General features: G+C 70.7%; 17 protein-coding genes, 1 tRNA gene and 2 pseudogenes. 15 read left to right on the top strand and 5 right to left on the bottom strand.

Annotated features, from left to right (window positions below; all coding sequences use genetic code 11):
- Positions 1–226: 226 nt before the first annotated feature.
- Positions 227–868, bottom strand: a complete 642-nt coding sequence (locus G3I77_RS14960) for a hemerythrin domain-containing protein (RefSeq protein WP_248503932.1) — start codon at positions 866–868, stop codon at positions 227–229.
- Positions 869–924: 56 nt separating this feature from the next.
- Positions 925–1,050: a hypothetical protein gene (locus tag G3I77_RS40655; protein WP_282572928.1), complete on the bottom strand. Its 126-nt coding sequence runs from the start codon at positions 1,048–1,050 to the stop codon at positions 925–927.
- A gap of 153 nt (positions 1,051–1,203) precedes the next feature.
- Between G3I77_RS40655 and G3I77_RS14955 the strand changes: the two genes are divergently transcribed.
- The 14 genes and pseudogenes from G3I77_RS14955 (at position 1,204) to G3I77_RS14890 (ending at position 12,604) form a co-directional block, all read left to right on the top strand.
- Entirely contained in the window at positions 1,204–2,094 is an 891-nt protein-coding gene (locus G3I77_RS14955) for a LysR family transcriptional regulator (RefSeq protein WP_062929074.1), read from the top strand.
- An 859-nt stretch (positions 2,095–2,953) separates the two neighbouring features.
- Positions 2,954–3,199: pseudogene (locus G3I77_RS14950) on the top strand (transposase); the annotation flags it as partial.
- Between the two features lie 478 nt (positions 3,200–3,677).
- Entirely contained in the window at positions 3,678–3,965 is a 288-nt protein-coding gene (locus G3I77_RS14945; protein ID WP_248503930.1) for an uberolysin/carnocyclin family circular bacteriocin, read from the top strand.
- A gap of 68 nt (positions 3,966–4,033) precedes the next feature.
- The gene (locus G3I77_RS14940) at positions 4,034–4,573 is read left to right on the top strand and encodes a stage II sporulation protein M (RefSeq protein WP_248503928.1); all 540 of its coding nucleotides are present in this window, start codon (positions 4,034–4,036) and stop codon (positions 4,571–4,573) included.
- Entirely contained in the window at positions 4,555–5,106 is a 552-nt protein-coding gene (locus G3I77_RS14935) for a hypothetical protein (RefSeq protein ID WP_248503925.1), read from the top strand. The genes G3I77_RS14940 and G3I77_RS14935 overlap by 19 nt, the downstream gene beginning before the upstream one ends.
- Before the next feature lie 94 nt (positions 5,107–5,200).
- Positions 5,201–5,638, top strand: coding sequence for a hypothetical protein (locus G3I77_RS14930; RefSeq protein WP_248503923.1), 438 nt, complete (start codon positions 5,201–5,203; stop codon positions 5,636–5,638).
- Between the two features lie 11 nt (positions 5,639–5,649).
- Positions 5,650–7,311 carry a hypothetical protein gene (locus G3I77_RS14925; RefSeq protein ID WP_248503921.1) on the top strand — a complete coding sequence of 554 codons (1,662 nt, stop codon included), beginning with the start codon at positions 5,650–5,652 and terminating at the stop codon, positions 7,309–7,311.
- Positions 7,308–8,072, top strand: coding sequence for an ABC transporter ATP-binding protein (locus tag G3I77_RS14920; protein ID WP_248503919.1), 765 nt, complete (start codon positions 7,308–7,310; stop codon positions 8,070–8,072). The genes G3I77_RS14925 and G3I77_RS14920 overlap by 4 nt, the downstream gene beginning before the upstream one ends.
- Positions 8,069–8,992, top strand: coding sequence for an ABC transporter ATP-binding protein (locus G3I77_RS14915; protein WP_248503917.1), 924 nt, complete (start codon positions 8,069–8,071; stop codon positions 8,990–8,992). The genes G3I77_RS14920 and G3I77_RS14915 overlap by 4 nt, the downstream gene beginning before the upstream one ends.
- 38 nt (positions 8,993–9,030) lie before the next feature.
- Entirely contained in the window at positions 9,031–9,783 is a 753-nt protein-coding gene (locus tag G3I77_RS14910; protein ID WP_248503915.1) for an ABC transporter permease, read from the top strand.
- Between the two features lie 56 nt (positions 9,784–9,839).
- Entirely contained in the window at positions 9,840–10,484 is a 645-nt protein-coding gene (locus G3I77_RS14905; RefSeq protein ID WP_282572976.1) for a response regulator transcription factor, read from the top strand.
- Positions 10,485–10,507: 23 nt separating this feature from the next.
- Positions 10,508–11,626, top strand: coding sequence for a histidine kinase (locus G3I77_RS14900; protein WP_248503912.1), 1,119 nt, complete (start codon positions 10,508–10,510; stop codon positions 11,624–11,626).
- 74 nt (positions 11,627–11,700) lie between these two features.
- Positions 11,701–11,823 (top strand): annotated as a pseudogene (locus G3I77_RS14895) (IS6 family transposase); the annotation flags it as partial.
- Positions 11,824–12,073: 250 nt separating this feature from the next.
- On the top strand, positions 12,074–12,604 hold the full coding sequence (locus G3I77_RS14890; RefSeq protein WP_248503911.1) for a hypothetical protein: 531 nt from the start codon (positions 12,074–12,076) through the stop codon (positions 12,602–12,604).
- A 19-nt stretch (positions 12,605–12,623) separates the two neighbouring features.
- Here the strand turns inward: G3I77_RS14890 and G3I77_RS14885 are convergent.
- From G3I77_RS14885 to G3I77_RS14875, 3 genes are all read right to left on the bottom strand, one after another.
- Positions 12,624–12,696 (bottom strand) — tRNA-Arg (locus G3I77_RS14885).
- Between the two features lie 128 nt (positions 12,697–12,824).
- On the bottom strand, positions 12,825–14,648 hold the full coding sequence (locus G3I77_RS14880; protein WP_248503910.1) for an IclR family transcriptional regulator C-terminal domain-containing protein: 1,824 nt from the start codon (positions 14,646–14,648) through the stop codon (positions 12,825–12,827).
- 97 nt (positions 14,649–14,745) lie between these two features.
- Positions 14,746–16,080, bottom strand: a complete 1,335-nt coding sequence (locus G3I77_RS14875; RefSeq protein ID WP_374385396.1) for a M6 family metalloprotease domain-containing protein — start codon at positions 16,078–16,080, stop codon at positions 14,746–14,748.
- 285 nt (positions 16,081–16,365) lie between these two features.
- On the opposite strand from G3I77_RS14875, the gene G3I77_RS14870 reads away from it, so the two are divergent.
- Positions 16,366–17,010, top strand: a complete 645-nt coding sequence (locus tag G3I77_RS14870; protein ID WP_248503909.1) for a TetR/AcrR family transcriptional regulator — start codon at positions 16,366–16,368, stop codon at positions 17,008–17,010.
- Positions 17,011–17,130: the final 120 nt, after the last annotated feature.

The following is a 17,130-nucleotide window of genomic DNA, read 5'->3' as shown; positions in this document are numbered from 1 at the left end:
ACAGTGTTCGATCTTCAAGACCCGCCCCGGCGTGGCGCCGCCGGTCCCTTGCCCGGCATCTACGACCCCACCGGCCCCGGGAAGCTGCTGTCCGCGTTCTTCGCCGCGATGGCGGAGACAAAGGGAGACCGAGCGGGAGAACATCCGCGAGTCAGCGCTGGAAGGGACAGAACCCGCCGAGTTCGCGTCCACCGCCTGGGCGGCGCTGATGTTCCACAGGGCCGGGTCAGGCCACAGGGGTTCCGGCCCACGGGGCGAGCGCCGTGTAGGCCGGCCGCCACTGGTGCTCGTAGGCATGGCGTGCCGGCCCGGGCAGGGGGGCCAGCATCTTCGTGATCGTCCTCTCGTCGGCGTCGTCCAGGAGCCAGGGCAGGAGCCGGGGCGCGTCGGGGCCGATCCGCTGGGCGTGGACCTGGCCGAAGTGGGCCCACTGCTCCGGCGTGACGACCTCTTGGACGAGCGGAAGCGCGGCTTCCTCCTCGTGGGCGAGGTGCCCGGTCAGGCCCGTGACGAGGGAGTCCGCGAGGTCGCCGACCAGGTTAGGCGTCGTTCCCGGGTCCGCCAGGGCCTTGTCGAGCGCTTCGACCAGCGGATCGAGGGCCGCGTGCTCGGCCTCCATCGCCTCCAGGAGGGCGAGGTCGTCGGGCCTCCCGATGAGGTTGCCGCGCAGGGCCGGCCACAGGGCGTCGTCCTCGGCGCGGTGGTGGACGTGCAGAGCCACCTTGAGAAGGTCCCAGCCCGCGGCGGCACGCAGGGCCTCGCCCGGGTGGCGATCGGCGCGCGAGGTGATGCGGGCGACGTGCTGGAGGTCGCGCCGAAGCGCGTGATGCATCGCGTACATCACGGTCATGTCGAGCCGGTCGTTCATCGTGTCCTCGTTCCTTGCTGGCGACCGCGTCCGTGTCCCGTCGGCCAGCTCAGCCCTCAGGTGGTGCCCGCGGGGCGGGTGACCGCTTCCGCCAGACGCATCGCCGCCCGCTCGGCGTCGGTGAAGAAGGGCGCCTTGCCGGCCGGGATCACGACAGCCAGGTCCTTCATACGTGCCTGCATGGTGAAATCTCCTGTGAGCAGGCGTCGTTCGACGCGTCGCTCTCCGGTGGCTTCAAGGCTCCCTCGGGGCGGTGGACGTGATCAACGCCGGATCTGGAATGGCCCCGATAACCGGAGGGTTATGTCGGGGAACGTGAGGATGCGGGGGGCATCGTGGAAGTACGGGACATCGAGATCTTTCTGACGCTCACAGAGGAACTGCACTTCGGGCGTACCGCCGCGCGGCTGCACGTGAGTCAGGCGCGTGTGAGTCAGGCGATCAAGCAGCAGGAACGCCGCCTCGGCGGAGAGCTGTTCGACCGCTCCAGCCGTCGCGACATCCGATTGACACCGCTGGGCCAACTCCTGCGAGACGATCTGAAGCCGGTGTACGCGAATCTGCTGGCGAGCTTGGAACGGGCCCGGCTCGCAGCCCAGGGCGTCACCGCCACGCTGCGCATCGGCATGATGCCCTTCAACCTGCCTGATCTGCACCCCCATTGGCGAGTCTTCCGGACTCGCCACCCCCAATGGCAGCTTCAGGTGCGCCAAGCCCCCTACGTCGATCCGTTCGGCCGGCTCCGCGCCGGGGAGATGGACGTCCTGGTCGCCTGGCTGCCCGTGGAGGAACCCGACCTCACCGTGGGCCCGATCCTGTTCCGCGACCCGCGCGTGCTCGCCGTCTCCAGCGACCACGAGTTGGCGGAACGATCCTCCGTATCGCTGGAGGCGGTCGCCGACTTCCCGCATGCCACGGCCCCCCAGATGCTGGACTACTGGGAGGACGCGTACCTGCCCTTCCAGACCCCCCAAGGCAGATCCATCGAACGCGTCGACACCGTCACCACTCCCGACGCCCTGATCAATCTCGTCGGCACCGGCGAGATCGTCCACACGTTCCCTGCCCACGTCACCAAGTACTGGGCCATGTCCCACATCCGGTGGCTGCCGCTCCCCGACATGCCGGCCCTGCCGTACGCCCTGGTGTGGCGCAGCGAGACCGAGAACGACCTCATTCGCGCCTTCGCGGAGGTGGTGCGCAGCCTCGGTATGTCTCGTCTGTGAATGGCCGGGTACAGAGGAGCGAGGTCCGAATTCCGCCAGCGCGCAGGGTCGCGGGCGCGTGACGCCGGGGCCGCCTCGCCGTCGTCGTGCCGCCTCGTCCCGAGCGCTTCGCGTGCGTCTTACGACCCCGGCTGAGGGTCGGCCTGCCGAAGTCGTTCAGGTTCTACGACCTTCACTCCGTTCAGGGGGTGGTTTCTGGCTGTTCTCCCTGCCAGATGCGGGATCGACCGCCCGCGTTGCGCGGACCGGGTCTGCGTCGAGATGGACGTGAAGAAGGCCGTCCGGCATCCCGCAGGGGATGCGGCGTAACGATCAAGCGGAGATGCCCGTTACGTGTTCACGCCACGTACCTGCGCTGTTCGGTTACGGAGGTTCGTCGCGTGATGTCGCAGCAGGCCACGGGCTGCGACCGTCAGCAGCGGAGACACCACCACTGCGGCCCCGCAGGACCATCGGCTGCTGCCGCCCCTGAACGACGAGTCGTAGGGAATCGCCGGGCCTGCGCTCAACCCCCTACAGCGCTGCCCTGGGGCTCGACCGGGGCCGGTCGCGTCAGGTCCGCGGGGCCAGCACAGAAGTCGTACCGGGATTACCGCCGAAGATGGTGTCCGACCGTCGGCCGCTCGGCGGTCGGCGCCCCACCCTCTCCACCTGAACGTCACCCGCAGCCGCCTCGGAGGCCTCACCCAGCCTGGACGAGGTATCTACCAGAAACGGAAATAACACCCTCTAGGCTTGATGTTTAACCTCGCAGGTCACTCGACCTGCTGAGATCCCCGGGAACCGGCGGCACGTGACGCGGCCGTTCTTCACGCTTCGAGATGTCGAGTAACGAAGCACGAAAGAACGGCCGCTGCCTATGAGTCTCCCCGTCGACGCGCCCGCAGGCGAGGCATTGAGCGCGTTGTCCCGCTTTCGGGTCGACTTCTACGACTGCCTGTACCGCCGTGCCGATGCGCTCTTCGAGCTCACCGACGCGATCTTGTGCGCCGATGGGCCGGTGAAGACCCTGGTCGAGCTCTGCCTGGCGGTCGAGCACCGACGGGGGCACGGGGCCCTGTATGCCGCGTTGGACCGGGGCTGGCTGGAGCCGACGCGGTTGCGAACCGGCACCTGGATCGAGCGGGCGTCGTGAAGCGCCGGATGGTCAAGATGACCCCGATGCGGCACCCCGACTTTGCTGGGAAATTCGAATTTGCGTCAGCCCTGGACAGCCCATAGAGCCGCGGGTGACCCCCCCAGTCGGGGGGGGGTCTCATCCTGAGGTCGTAGAAGACTCGGCCGTTACCCGCCAATCGGCGGGTGCACATTTCCTTGAACTTGACACCCATCGCGGGCTTGCGTTTTTATGAGCACGTTGCCGGCGGCTGTCGGCAGGGGGAAAGCCGGGGGGCTCTTTTGTTTTCGTTAGTCACTTCTTGATTCATGCTCCGGGCATCCCGTTGAGCTGAATCTCATGAGTTTCCGGATCCTGGTGAGTCCTGGGAACGGAAAAGGGGTGCGTCATCTGTGGAAGAGGAACACACCCCGGGCTGCTGTGCAGCCGAACCACTCGCAATCAAGCAGTTGATCAGGAGATTAACATGTCCGTTGTCGAAATCTCAAAGAAGCGCATCGCCGCTGCCGGTGCGGCCGTCGCCGGTGTGTCCGCCCCGCTCGTTCTCGCGGCGTCGACCACCCCGGACGTGCTGACGAGCTACTTCGGCCTCAGCGGCGTCACCGCGAACCGTGTTCTGAACGCCATCGAGGCCGGCACCGACGTCGCCGCTGCTCTCTCGGTCCTGGGCGGCGTCACCGCGGCCGGCGGTGTGGCCATGTGGATGCTGAAGAAGGCCATCGCCAAGGGCGGCCGCAAGGCCGTCGTCGCCTGACGCTCGTCCGTCGCCGCCGGGGTGCTTCGCACCCCGGCGGCGGCTCATTCGACCGCGAGGGATTCACCGTGACGACCTTCTTTGGTTCCGTCCTGGCGCGCCAGCGGCCTGCTCTGATATCGGGACAGTTGGTCTGGCTCCTGTGTCTTGCCATCGGCGTATGGCTCTCCGGTGATATTCCGTCCGCCGTGCGCGCCGAGCCCAAGAATCCGGGATCCGGTCTCTTCCTCGGGATTCTGGTGAACAATGCGGGGGTGGCGGCGCTCGCATTCACCGGAATCGTCACATTCGGATTGAGCGCCATAGCTTTTTCGCTTATTTCCGGGCTCGGTGTCGGAATATTCATAGGGCACGCCTATTCGCTGGGTGTCGGGAAATTCTGGTCGGCTTTTCTGCCGCATGCAGTCATTGAGCTTCCCGCGTTGGGCGTATCGGTGGCTGCCGGTCTGGTCACGGGGATCGCCGCCGCGCGCAGGATGCTGGGCGGCCGCCGGACGGGCGACGACTCGATGAGCAGACACCTCATCGACGCGGTGGTCCTCTTCGGGCTTTCTCTGGTCATGCTCGTCGTGGCCGCGGGGGTGGAGACATGGATAAGTTCTCGATGACCGGCACGCGGCGCCCGTTCCGGCTGGCCGCCGCCGGGGCGATGCTGCTGATGCCGCTCGCCAACCTGACCTTGCTTGGCCGCTACCGCGACGGTGTCCTGGAGCGCGTACCGGACGCGCCGCCCGGCGCGTTGAAGGCCGGAGTCGGCGCGGCCTGGCTGTTCGGTTCGGTGCTCAACGCGCTGGGCGTACTGGTGCTGATCTTCCTCGCGGGGGTGGCCGGTGCCGTGGTCTGCCGGTGGGCGGGAGCCCCGGGCGGCTTCGCGCGCCACCGCAGCGCAGTGGGACTGGCGGTGGCCCTGTTCATGGTCGGAAAGGTGCTGGTGCTCGCCGTAACCTCACTGCTGTTCGGTTCGCCCGCGAGCGACCGGATCGTCGACCAGGTGGGCGCCGCGGACCCTTCGCTGCTGCTGCTCGCCGTGGGCTGCGCCGTCGCCGTGCGGCGGGTGGCGGAGCTGTCGTGGCAACGCAGCGCGCTGTGCGCGCTGGCGCCCACGGCCGTGTGCGCTGCGTTCTGTCTCATCCCCGCGTGATGAGTGCGCAGGGCGGCTGAGCGTGCAGGACTGACGCATGCGTAGGACAGATGATGCGCACGACCGATGAGTGCGTAGGACAGGGAGAAGAGTCATGACGAAGCCGGAGACCTCCGGCCGGACCCGTCGAGGGACCGCACTCGCCGGGTTGCTGACCACGGCTGCCGCGGCGGTCGCGGCGGTGCGGGCGGTCTGGTTCTGGTGCGAGAGCGATGCCACCCGCGAGGCCGTGGAACACTCCGCGCGCCTGGCGGACAGCGCTCGCGAGACGGTGCTGACACTGCAGTCCGTACTCAACTGGGGCTGGGCGGCTACGGCCGTACTGCTGGCGGTGCTCGCGACGCTGGTCTGGCTGGCGTCCGTCGGCCGGTGGCTCCTCTTCGGTTTCTCGGCGCTGTTCTGCCTCCCGCTGGGCATCGCCGGATGGCGCCTGCCCGTGGCCCCGGGACTCGATGCGCTTTCCCTCGTGTTCTGCGGGTGTGTGATCGCCGCGAGTGCGGTCGCGCTGCTCACGGCCCCCCGAGAAGGATGAGGCAGCGTCGGATGACCGCCGAGGCGACTGTCGCCGCTGTGTCGCCCCCCGCCACTCCCGAGCGCGCGTGGCACAGCGCGGCCGCCCTCCTGGAGGGGGACCTGCGGCGACGGCGCAATCGGCTGCCCGGGTACCGGGGGCTGACCTCAGCTGTACGGGCGGTGCTTGCCGGGGCTGCCGCGGTCGGCGTGCTCACCGTGGGCGCGCTGCTCTGGGGCATCGGTGCCGTGTTCGGGCGGGTCTTCCCGGTCGGAGCCAACGGCGCGGAGCCGGTCGCCGCCGCGTGCTGGCTGGGCGCGGCCGTGGTGTGCGTGGGACAGGTCGCCGCCGCCAGGCCCGTGCAGGCGCGGCTGTTGCTCGACCCGCCGGACCGCGGGGTGCTGCTGCCGTGGGGCGTACCGCCGACCGCGGTCTTCGGGGCCCGGCTGCTCGCGCCCGGCCTCGCTTCAGCCGCGGGCACGACGCTCGTGGTGGCCGTGTTCGCCACCCCCTGGCTCATGGCGACGGCCGCAGGGCGCGCGCTGCTGCCCGCGGTCCTGATGACCGTGGTGGGCGCGGCGTGCGCCGGGGCGGCGGCCCATATCTGCACCATGGCCGTCCTGATGAACACCGCTCGCGACAGGTCAACCGGCCGCTGGGTCCTGTACGCCGTCGTCCTCGGCCTCGCCGCGGGGTTCTTCCTCTCGCCGTTCGCCGGCCGATTCGCGGGTGCCGCGAGCTATGAGGACATAACCCTCTCGCTCCGCGGGAGCGTGGCCGGGATGCGTCCCGGGCTCTGGGACGAGCTGTTCGCGCCCGGACACCTGCCGCACGGGCTGCTGGCCTGGGCTCTGGTCACCGCCCTGCTCGCGCTCGCGGCCAGGCTGCTCCTGCGCTCCGCCGCCCAGCGCTCCACGCTGGTGCCAACCGCGGCCACCCGGGGCACGGAGCCGCGCCGGGTATCCAGCCGCCGTATCGGGCTCGTCGTCAAGGACCTGCTGGCGCTGCGCCGGAAGCCCGCCGCCGTGACCGCCCCGTTCCACCGGTTGTGTGCGGCCGCCGTCGGGGTCGCGGCCCTGGGCGTGGGAGTACGGCTCCGCTACGGCGGCGACGTGCCCTGGGCGGTGCCCGTGCACACCTGGGGCCCCGCGGTCGCCCTTGCCCTCTTCCTGGCCGTGTCCACCGTGGTGGCCCAGGTCAGCGGGGTCGAGGCGGAGGGCCGCGGCCTGGAAGCGCTGCGTCAGGCACCGCTTCCCTTCGGTGCCGTCCTGGTCGCCAAGGTGTGGGCCTGCGTGTGTGCGGCCGCGCTCCCGGTCGTCCCCGCCTACCTCGGCGTGCTGCTCGCGGCGGGCGGCGCGGTCACGCCCGCCGCTCTCTTGGCCCTGCCGCTCGCCCTCGTCGGCGGCAGCGTCGCCATGGTCGTGACCGCCTTCGTCGTACCGGAGGCGGAGACGTTCTCCGAGGACCGCATCGTCCGCTCCGGCGCTGCGGAGACCGTGGAGGGCGTGGTGGCTGCCGCGCTCGTCGCACCGGGTTCCGCCGGACCGCTGCTGCGCCGACTGCTCGACGTGCCCGGCGGAGCGGCGGCCCAGGCACTCGACGCGGGCTGCGCCCTGATCACCCTGTCCCTCTTCATGGCGGGCCTGCGCCTGCTGGCCCGCCGCGACATCCGATTCCGTAAGGCCATCCTGTGATCCACGTCGACTCCGCGACCGTGCGCTACGGCGACCGCGCGGCCCTCACGGACGCCAGCCTCTCCGTGGCGCCCGGTGAGTTCCTCTGCCTCGTAGGCCGCAACGGCTCGGGCAAGACCACCCTGCTGCGGCTGCTTGCGGGGCTGCTGGAGCCGACCGCCGGCACCGTGCGCATAGGCGGCCGCGCCGCGGCCGACCGGCAGAGCCGGGCGGTGCGCGGATTCCTCCAGGCCGAGCCGCCGCTGTACGAGTACCTGACGGTGGCCGAGCAACTGACCCTGGTCGCCAAGCTGTATGGGCGTGCGCCCGCGCAGGTCCTCGACCGGCTGGCCGGCACCACGCTGGCAGACCGCCGCCACGCCCTCGTGCGTGAACTCTCCCTCGGCATGCGCAAACAGCTCGGACTGATCGCCGCGACCGTCCACGATCCGGCCCTGATCCTGCTGGACGAGCCCACCAACGCCCTGGACGCCACCGCGGTCGCAGCACTGCGCGAGGCGGTCGAACGCTGGCACGGCGAGGGCAGGCTGATCGTGCTCTGCACCCACGACCTGGCCTGGGCCGACGGGCTCGCCGACCGGCTCGTCGTCCTGTCCGCAGGACGCGTGCTGCACGATGTCGCGCTGGACGGCGAGACCGCGACCGCCGCGCTGCGGCGCCTGGACCCGAGCGGCGCGCTGACCGCCCGCAGCGAAGAGTCCGTCGAAGGACCCACCGACCTGCCCACCGAAGAGAACACCGCGGAGGCGGGCACGCCATGACCGCCATCGACATCCACGGGCTGCGCAGGACGTACGGGACACACAGCGCCCTGCAGGGAATCGACCTGACCGTCCCGGCCGGATCGCTCACCGCTCTCGTCGGCCCCAACGGCTCCGGTAAGACCACCACCATGCGGCTGCTGCTCGGCCTGGACCGCCCCGACGCCGGATCGGGCACCGTCCTCGGCGAGCCGCTCGAACGGCCTGCGAGCTACCTTCCGCGCGTCGGCGCGCTCATCGAGCAGCCCGCTCTCTACCGGCGCCTGACCGGCCGTGCCAATCTGCGGGTGCTCGCCGAACTCGGCTCCACGGACCCCCGCCGCGTCGACGAGGTGCTGGAGCTCACCGGCATGAGCCCGTACGCCGACCGTCCGGTGGCCGGCTACTCGCTGGGTATGCGGCAGCGGATCGGTGTCGCGGGGGCGCTGCTCACCGAGCCGCGCCTGATGATCCTCGACGAGCCCACCAACGGTCTGGATCCCGTTGGCACCGCCCAGTTGCGTAGCCTGCTCACCACCCTGGCGGCGGACGGCGTCACCGTTCTGATCTCCAGTCACCAGCTCAACGAGCTGGACACCCTGTGCGACCACTTCGTCTTCCTCGACCGAGGGAGGGTCCTGTTCGCGGGCGACCGCGCCGGACTGACCGCGGCGCAGGGCCCGCTGATCGAGGCCGTACCGGAGTGTTCCGGGGATCTGCCTGCCCTGCTGCGCGCCGTCGAGGCGACCGGCCGCACCGCGCACGAGGCGGGCGGGCTGCTGCTGACCGCCGCCCCCGCCGACTGGGCGCCGGCCCTGAACCGGATCGCGGCGGAACACGGCATCACCCTGGCCCATCTCGCCGTACGCCGCCCTTCCCTGGAAGAGGCCTTCTTCACGCTTACTGAACGCCACAACACCCGTACAGCGAAGGCGGCTTGACCATGACGGGCATCATGCCGAGGACTCTCCCGAGGAACATGCCGACCTCTGTGCTGAACGAGATACGCTCTGCCGCCCGCAGCGAGCGGGTGAAACTCGTGCGGCCGCGCCTGGTCCTGCCTGTGCTGCTGGGCACCGCCCTTCTCGCGGCCCTCACCGCCGCCGCCTTCACCCTCCTCTCCGACGGTCCCGTCGCCGGTCCGCTGCGTCCCATGGGCATCGCATCGCCGGTCATCGGCCTGGTCGTGATGTGCGTGGCGGTGAACTCGTTCTGCGACGAGTACCGCGAGGGCACCTGGAGCGTTCTTCTTGTACGCCATCCCCGCAGATCCACCCTCCTGATGGGCAAGCTGGGCAGCCTGCTCGCCCTAGCGGCCGCCGCGGCCCTCGCCGCATGTCTGGCCTGCGCGGTCACGGCATGGGCGGTGACGGCGGCATACGGCAAGGACACCGCCTCCTGGAGTGCGGCGGCGACCGCGTCCACGGGCGTCCGGGTCGTCGCCGGATTCCTCGCGTACGCCGTGCTGGGCGCCGCGGCCGGACTGTTCCTGCGCTCCACAGCCGCAGCGCTGGGCTCCCTCCTCGGCTGGATCCTGATCGGGGAGTCGGCCCTGGGCACGGTCGCGGCGGCCCGCGGTCTGAATGCCTCCGCGTGGCTTCCCGGCTCGGCCATCACCCGTATCACCGCCTCCGCCGCATGGCAGTTGCCCGCGCTGACCGCCGCCGCCTGGTGCGCAGTCCTCTTCGCCGCCGCGATCTGGCGTTTTTGCAGGTCTCCCCGCCTGGGCTAATGTCTGCGTCCGAGAACGGGATACGACCGAGGTCAGGGGGGCCGGTGCCGCGCGTGATGGTCGTCGACGACGAGCAGATGCTGCGGGAGGGACTGCGGCGGATCCTTCAGTCCTTCGACGACATCGACGTACCCGTGGTCTGTGCGGGCGCCGAAGCCCTCGAACAGGCCAGGCTCCACGGCCCGGACGTCGTCCTCCTCGACCTCAGGATGCCGGACCGCGACGGCCTGACGGTGCTCGCGGATCTGCGGTCCCTGCCCAGCCCGCCGGCCGTCGCCATGCTCACCAACTTCGACGCCGAGGAGTCCCTGTCCGCGGCACTGCGCGGCGGCGCCGCCGGATTCCTGCTCAAGGACACCGCCCCCGAGCAGCTGGTCCACGCGGTACGGGCGCTGGCGGACGGCGGCAGCGTCATCGCACCGCGGCTGACCCGCACGGTCGTCGACGGTTTCGTACGGGCACAGCCGGAGCACCGGCCGCCCCTCGCCCCAGAGGTTGCGCGGGCCCTGACCGAGCGGGAGCGCGGCGTGCTGGTGCTGCTCGCCGACGGCATGTCGAACGCCGAAATCGCCCGGCACCTCTCCATCAGCCCGGCCACGGCCAAAGAGCATGTGAGCGCCATCCTGGCGAAGCTGGGTGTGGCCAATCGGGTCCAGGCGGCCATTGCCGCGTACCGGGCCGGGCTGCACGACGCCGCATGAGCCGTCTGGGCCGGGGATCAGCCGTGAGGTCCCTGCTCACTCCACGGCGGCTGATCGTCGCGGCCACGGCGGCCGAGCTCCTCGTCTTCCTCTCCTTCGAGCGCGAGACGCTGCTGGTCAGTTCGGCGGCCGCGCTCGGCCTGTTGCTGCGGCGCCGCTTCCCAGTCCTCGGGCTGCTGCTGACGCTGCCCTCCATCGCCATTGGCCAGGTCTGGCTGGCGCCCATGCTGGCCATGTTCGACGTGGCGGTCACCGCTTCGCGCAGGCCGGTGGTGACAGCCTGCGGGGCGGGGATGTTCCTCGCCGCCGCCTGTCCCTGGCCACTGGACTCGGTCACCGAACTGACCTGGCAGGAGCATCTGTTGACGGTGGAGTCGTCGCTGATGCTGTCCATCGGGCCGACCGCGCTCGGCCTGCTGGCCAGGACCCGCGCCGAGCTGAAGGAGCGGCTGAGCGAACTGATGCGCAGCCAGGCGCTGGGGCGCCGTCTGGAGGCGGAGCGGGCCGTAGTGCGGGAGCGTTCCCGGCTGGCCCGCGACATGCACGACACGGTGTCCCACCATGTCGGCATCATCGCGGTACAGGCGGGCGCGCTGTCGACGACGACCACCGACGAGGGCGTACGTGAGGATGCCGAGGTCATCAGGCGGCACAGTGTGAGCGCGCTGGAGGAACTCCGCAACATGGTCGGGGTGTTGCGCGGTTCCGACGCAGCGGCGGCTTCGGCGGCGGGCCGTACCCAATTGGCCGATCTGGCGTTCCTGTCCCGGGAGAGCCGGCTCGACGTCACGCTGGACCTGGACCCCGCCCTGGCGGCGGGGGCCGGCGGACCGTGGGCGCCGGAAGCGGAGAGCACGGCCTTCCGCACCGTTCAGGAGGCGCTGAGCAATGTGCGCAAGCACGCGCCGGGTGCGCCCGCGGCCATATCCGTACATGTATCGGACGACCGCAGGGCACTCGTTGTGGAGGTGCGCAACGGATCCGCTGTCGAACCGTACGAGGGCCCGGAACTGCCCGTCGGCGGTCACGGCCTGACCGGCCTGCGCGAGCGGGCTGCCCTGATCGGCGGGACGCTGGAGGCGCGCCCCCTGGAGGGCGGCGGCTTCCTGGTGCGAGCGGTCCTGCCGGCTGCGGTCGAGTAGCGGGAAGGGTGTCATCAAGTTGGGGAGCGGGGTGCGATGATCTCGGTGTAGATCGTCGTGGGAGGGGTCTGCCGGTGGACACCGCTGCACCGTCGTCGGGGTTCCGGTTCCCGCCGAAGGTGATCGCGCACGCCGTCTGGCTGTATCACCGTTTCCCTTTCGGCTTCCGTGACGTGGAAGAGCTCCTCCAGGTGCGGAGGAGTTCGAGCTGGACGGTGGTGTTTCGAGGGTCTCGGGGAAGCGGTCGAGGGGGCCGCGGTGGTCCTCGGAGAGGGTCTTCCAGTTCTCGAGGTGGCCGATGCGGCGCTCGACGGCGGAGCGGATGGAGGAGTGGGCCCGGTTGCAGTCCTTCTCCACGTCGGTGAGTGAACGGTGCAGGGGCTTCTTGTACGGGGTGAGCAGGGGCGGGTCGGCGAGGGCCGCCACGTTTGTCGTCCCGTATCCCCAGTGCAGGCCGCGGTTGAGCGCCGGGCGCAGAATGAAGTGGATCTCGCGGACGGAGTGCGCGGCGAGTGGCTCGCAGAGGTGCTTCTGCTTCGTCTCGGGATTGGTCTTGCCGTTGCGTCGGCCTTCGCATTGTTCCTGGCACTGCCGGAGACGGGCGTAGAACAGCTCCAGCATCTCGGCAGTCAGCTTGCCCGGCTTGAGGTCGCCGAGCGTGGGCTTGAGGTAGTTGCGGATGATGCCCCCGGCCCGCTCGTACGACGTCTCGTCGAGCTCGGCGACACCCAACCACCGGTCAAGCAGGAACGACATGGTCACCTGCGCCTCGGGCTCGGTCTCGGCCTGCTCGTGGAGGTAGAGATCCTTCTTCGTGAGCGGGTCACGCCCGGCGTGGACCCGGACCTGGAAGCCGGCCCTGTTGGGGCGGATGCTGCCGCTGACGTCGCTTGCTCTTGGTGGTGGCCATGGTTCTGGAACCTATTCATGGTTAATGCCATGGCTACGACGAACAGCGCGCCTACCCCGGAGAGGTAAACGCGCTGGTCAGACACCGTGCCCCCGGCAGGATTCGAACCTGCGACACCCGCTTTAGGAGAGCGGTGCTCTATCCCCTGAGCTACGAAGGCAGTGGCAGCAGACGCAAGCGGCGGCATGCCTGTGGTCTGGGAGGACCACAGGCGTCAGCGTACCGGATGCGGGTCTGGCGGGTGTGGGGGTCAGGTCAGGGATGCGAGGCGGCCGGGTGAGCGGGGGGTCAGGTCATGGGGACGTGGGTGAAGCGGGTGGCCGTGTGGAGGTCTGTCTGGATGCGGGTGGCCGTGGCGGTCAGTTCGGGGAGGAGTTCCGTCACGCACTCCCTCGGGGTGCGGCGGCTGGCGTGCATCGCTGTGTTCAGGGCCGCCACCACCCGGCCCGAGCGGTCGCGGATCGGGACGGCGATGGAGCGGAGGCCCTCTTCCAGTTCCTCGTCCACCAGGGCGTAGCCCTGCGAGCGGACCGAGGACAGGACCCCTTCGAGGGCGTGCGCGTCCGTGACCGTGTGCGGGGTGAGAGTCCGCAGGGCTTCGGGGCGGAGGGTGCCGGACGGCGCGTCCGCGAGCAGGACCCTGCCCAGTGCCGTCGCGTACGCCGGCAGACGCGTGCCCACCGTGATGTTCACGCTCATCACCCGGGCCGTCGCCACCCGGGCCGTGTACTGGATCTCCTCGCCCGAGTCCGACAACACCGCCAGTGACGTCGACTCGTGGATGCGGGACGTCAGGTCGGCCAGGTGGGGCTGGGCGATCTCGGGGAGGGAGGTGCGGGACAGGGGCGGGAAGCCGAGGGAGAGGACCCGGGGGGTCAGCGTGAAGGTGCGGCCGGCAGGGGCCACCAGGCCCAGGTGTTCGTAGGTGATCACGGCCCGGCGAGCCGTCGCCCGGGCCAGGCCCGTCGCCCGGGCCACCTCCGTGAGGGTCAGCTCCGGCCTGCCCTCGCCGAAGGCCGTGAGGACCGTCAGGCCCCGGGCCAGGGATTCGATGAACTCGCGGCCCAGCTGCTGCTTGGACGCGCCCGTCCAGAGCGCCAGGTCCGACGGGGGCGAGCCGGGCTCGGGGGGCGGAGTGCCGTGGAGTTCGCGTTCCATCGCCCTCACCGCGGACCGCAGCCTCGGCAGCAGCGTCGTCCGCAGGTGGTGCGCGGTGTGGCGGCTCGTGTGGCTGACCACGCTCGCCACGCTCGCGATCCGGCCGTCCGACCCGGGGGTTCGGACCGGTACCGAGACCGCCACCAGACCCGGTTCGATCAGCTGGTCGTCCAGGGACCAGCCGTTCACCGACGCCTGCTCCGTGCGGCGTGCGAACGTCTCGTCGTCCCTCGCGTCCGCTCCGTGCGTGCGGGGCGGTACGGCCGTGAAGGACAGGTCCCTCGGGTCCGCCGCCCTGCGGTCCCGCCAGCGTTGCCAGTCCGCGGCCGTCCACTGCGTCGCGAACAGCGGGCCGGGCGCGGTGCGTTCGGCGGGGAGCAGGTCGCCGATGCGGAAGCTGAGGGACATCGCGCGGCGGCGGGTCGCCTGGTGGATGAAGCGGATGCCGTCGCGGTCGGCGACCGCGAGAGAGACCGACTCGTCCAGTTCGTCGGCCAGGGCGTCCGCGTGCGGGGAGAGCAGGGCGGGGAGGCGCAGGGCCGACATGTAGGCGTTGCCCAGTTCCATCAGGCGGGGGGACAGGTGGACGTCCCGGCCGTCGAAGCGGACGTAGCCCATGCGGGCGAGCGTGGCCGTGATGCGGTCGACCGTGGAGCGGGCGAGGCCGGTGGCCCGTTCCAGGCCACTCAGGCTCAACGTGCCGTTCGCCTCCGTCAGCTCCTGCAGTACCGCGATGCCGCGGATGAGGGGAGTGACCGCCTCCGCGGGGGCGCCATACGCTGAGACGCCCCTCTCGGCAGCCGCATTCGCCGTGCGAGCAGTCGCGGTCGCCGTCCCCGCGGCCGGGGCAGCCGTCCGGGCGGCCGAAGCGGTCGTCGCCTCGACCGGCGACCCCTTCTCGTCGGCCGGCGGGGCGGACCCCTCGGGGGTCTCGGGCATGGGCTTCGCTGGCATCGGTTCTCCGGTACGGCGGTCGCGACGGTCGCGACAGGCCCACCGTAATCCGGAATCCGTGGTCAGGAGGCCAGGAGGTCAGGAGGCCAGCCCTTGCTCACTCCCTCGTCACCCGCACCCGATAGCCCCCCTCCGCACTCGTCCCCGCCACCGCTCCCATCCCCGCCACCTCGATCGTGATCCCCCTCCCCGCATCCCGGAACGTCTCCCCGGGCGTGAACGGCGCGTCCGACAGCTCCGCGTGGACGTTCGGCGCGCGCGTGCAGCCGCCGCTGTCGCGGCGGGAGTCGTGGACGGTGACCGGGCCCATGCCCGTGTCCACCTCGGCGTCGACCTTGTAGACCAGGACGCCCGGGCGGCACACCGTCTCGTCGTTACCGGCGCGGGTGCGCATTTCGACGGCGTAGCCGGTTCTGCCGTCCAGGGGGATGAAGACCAGCTTGGAGCCACCGGCCTGGGCCAGGGGCGTCAGCGTGTACTCCGTGGTGCCGGGGGACGTCGCGCAGTGGACCTGGGCGGCGTCGAGCCAGCCCAGCTTCCACTTGTGCCAGCCGAGGAAGTCGTTGTTGGCGCCCCAGTCCTCGCTCATGATGTCCCAGTGGCCGACCGCGCCTCCGCCCTCCGCGGTGTACAGGTCGGGCAGGCCGAAGACGTGGCCGTTCTCGTGGGGGAGGACGCGGTAGCCGGTGCGGTCGTAGGAGCCGGAGCCGTCGTCCTGGCGGGAGTAGACGAAGGAGGCGTTGGCCACGGGTATGCCGTCGGCTGTCGGGGCGTCCGGGTTGCCGGCGAAGGTGACGGACAGGACCGTGTCCAGGGCGGAAGGGCCGGCGTTCGGCGTGACCAGCACGTTCAGTAGGTCGTACGCGCGGAAGTCCACCTTCGGGTCGGCCACGCCCACGATGTCCTGGACCAGCGTGCGGTAGCCAGGGTCGAACGGAGCACCGCGCTCTATGCCGTACTCGCGGAAGGACTTCGGCATCCGCAGCCACCCCGGGATCGGGGTCTCGGGGCGGTAGTCGAGGCGGCCGTAGGAGCTGGTGCGGAACCACTCGCTGGTCTGCGGGAAGAACTCGCGGTAGCGGTCCTGGGCGTCGCCCTCGCCGGGGGCGTCGGAGAAGTCGATCATCAGGGTGAGGGCGCGGACGGTGCCGGTGGAGCGGGTGTAGCCGGTGGGGGTGGGGATGCCCTCGGACAACTGGACCTCGCGGGCGCCGCGGATCATGCAGGGGCCGTGTGCGGGGGTGTGGGACAGGGTGATCGGGCCCGCTCCCGCCGTACTGGTGCCCGGGGTGAGCCGGCCCGTGCCGGCCGAGGTGCTGACCGTGAAGGTCAGGGCGGTCACGCAGGCCAGGGCGGCCAGACGGCGCCTGGGTATCCGGTGGCCGGGCGGCGCCGTGCCGTGGGGGCGGGGGCGCCGGGGCCGCGGCCGTATGCAAGGCACCTGCAAGGGACCTCCCGCGCCACGGCAGCCTCCGGTCTCCGGCTGCACCCTTGCGATCACCCTGCGTCGCGGGGTGGGGGGACGCGCGCTGGAAGAGACCGATCGTGGGTTTCCCGTCAGTAGCGACCGGATGGATTTGTGGGCCAGGTCACAAACAATTTCCGCGAGAGCGGGAAATACCGGGGACCCACTCCCCGTTTAGCCATGTGTCCGACCGAAACGGGGACCCGCTCCCCGGATCGGAGCGCCTCTCACCGTCAACACCAGGAGTACGCCGTGCAGACCGCCGACCCCGTAGCGCGCAAGGTGCCCCGGCCCCGCGCCGATGCCCTGCGCAACCGGGAGCGGATCGTCACCGCCGCCCGGGAGATGTTCGTCGAGCACGGCCCCGAGGTGCCGCTCGACGAGATCGCCCGCCGGGCCGGCGTCGGCAACGCCACGGTGTACCGCAACTTCCCGGACCGCGACGCGCTCGTCCGCGAGGTCGTCTGCTCTGTCATGGACCGTACGGCCGCGGCCGCCGAGGCCGCGCTCACCGAGACCGGCGACGCGTTCGAGGCGCTGGAGCGCTTCGTGCACGCCGCCGCCGACGAGCGGATCAGCGCGCTGTGCCCCATGGTCTCCAGCACGTTCGACCAGCACCACCCGGATCTGGAAGCCGCGCGCGAGCGAGTCGAACGGCAGGTCGCGGAGGTCATGGACCGCGCCAGGGCGGCGGGGCAGCTCCGGTCCGACGTGGACGTCGGGGACGTCATGATCGGCGTGGCCCAGCTCAGCCGGCCCCCGGCCGGGACGGACTGCTTCCGCGCCGACCGCTTCGTCCACCGCCATCTTCAGCTGTTCCTGGACGGGCTGCGGGCTCCCGCTCGCTCCACCCTCCCGGGCACGGCCGTGACTCTGGAGGACCTGCGCCGGCCCTGACCGATCAGTTCAGCCCGTCCCACCCGTCCGAACCTTGAACGCCTGAACGTCAGTCCCTGCGGCCGTCCCCGTGGACAAGCCGTCAGCTTTCGTCACCCTTTGCTTCATAAAGTCCCGAAC

This window comes from Streptomyces sp. D2-8, from assembly GCF_023184515.1.
Lineage (GTDB): Bacteria > Actinomycetota > Actinomycetes > Streptomycetales > Streptomycetaceae > Streptomyces.
The sequence above is the reverse complement of the archived record's forward strand: the minus strand, read 5'-3'. Positions and strand labels throughout refer to the sequence as shown.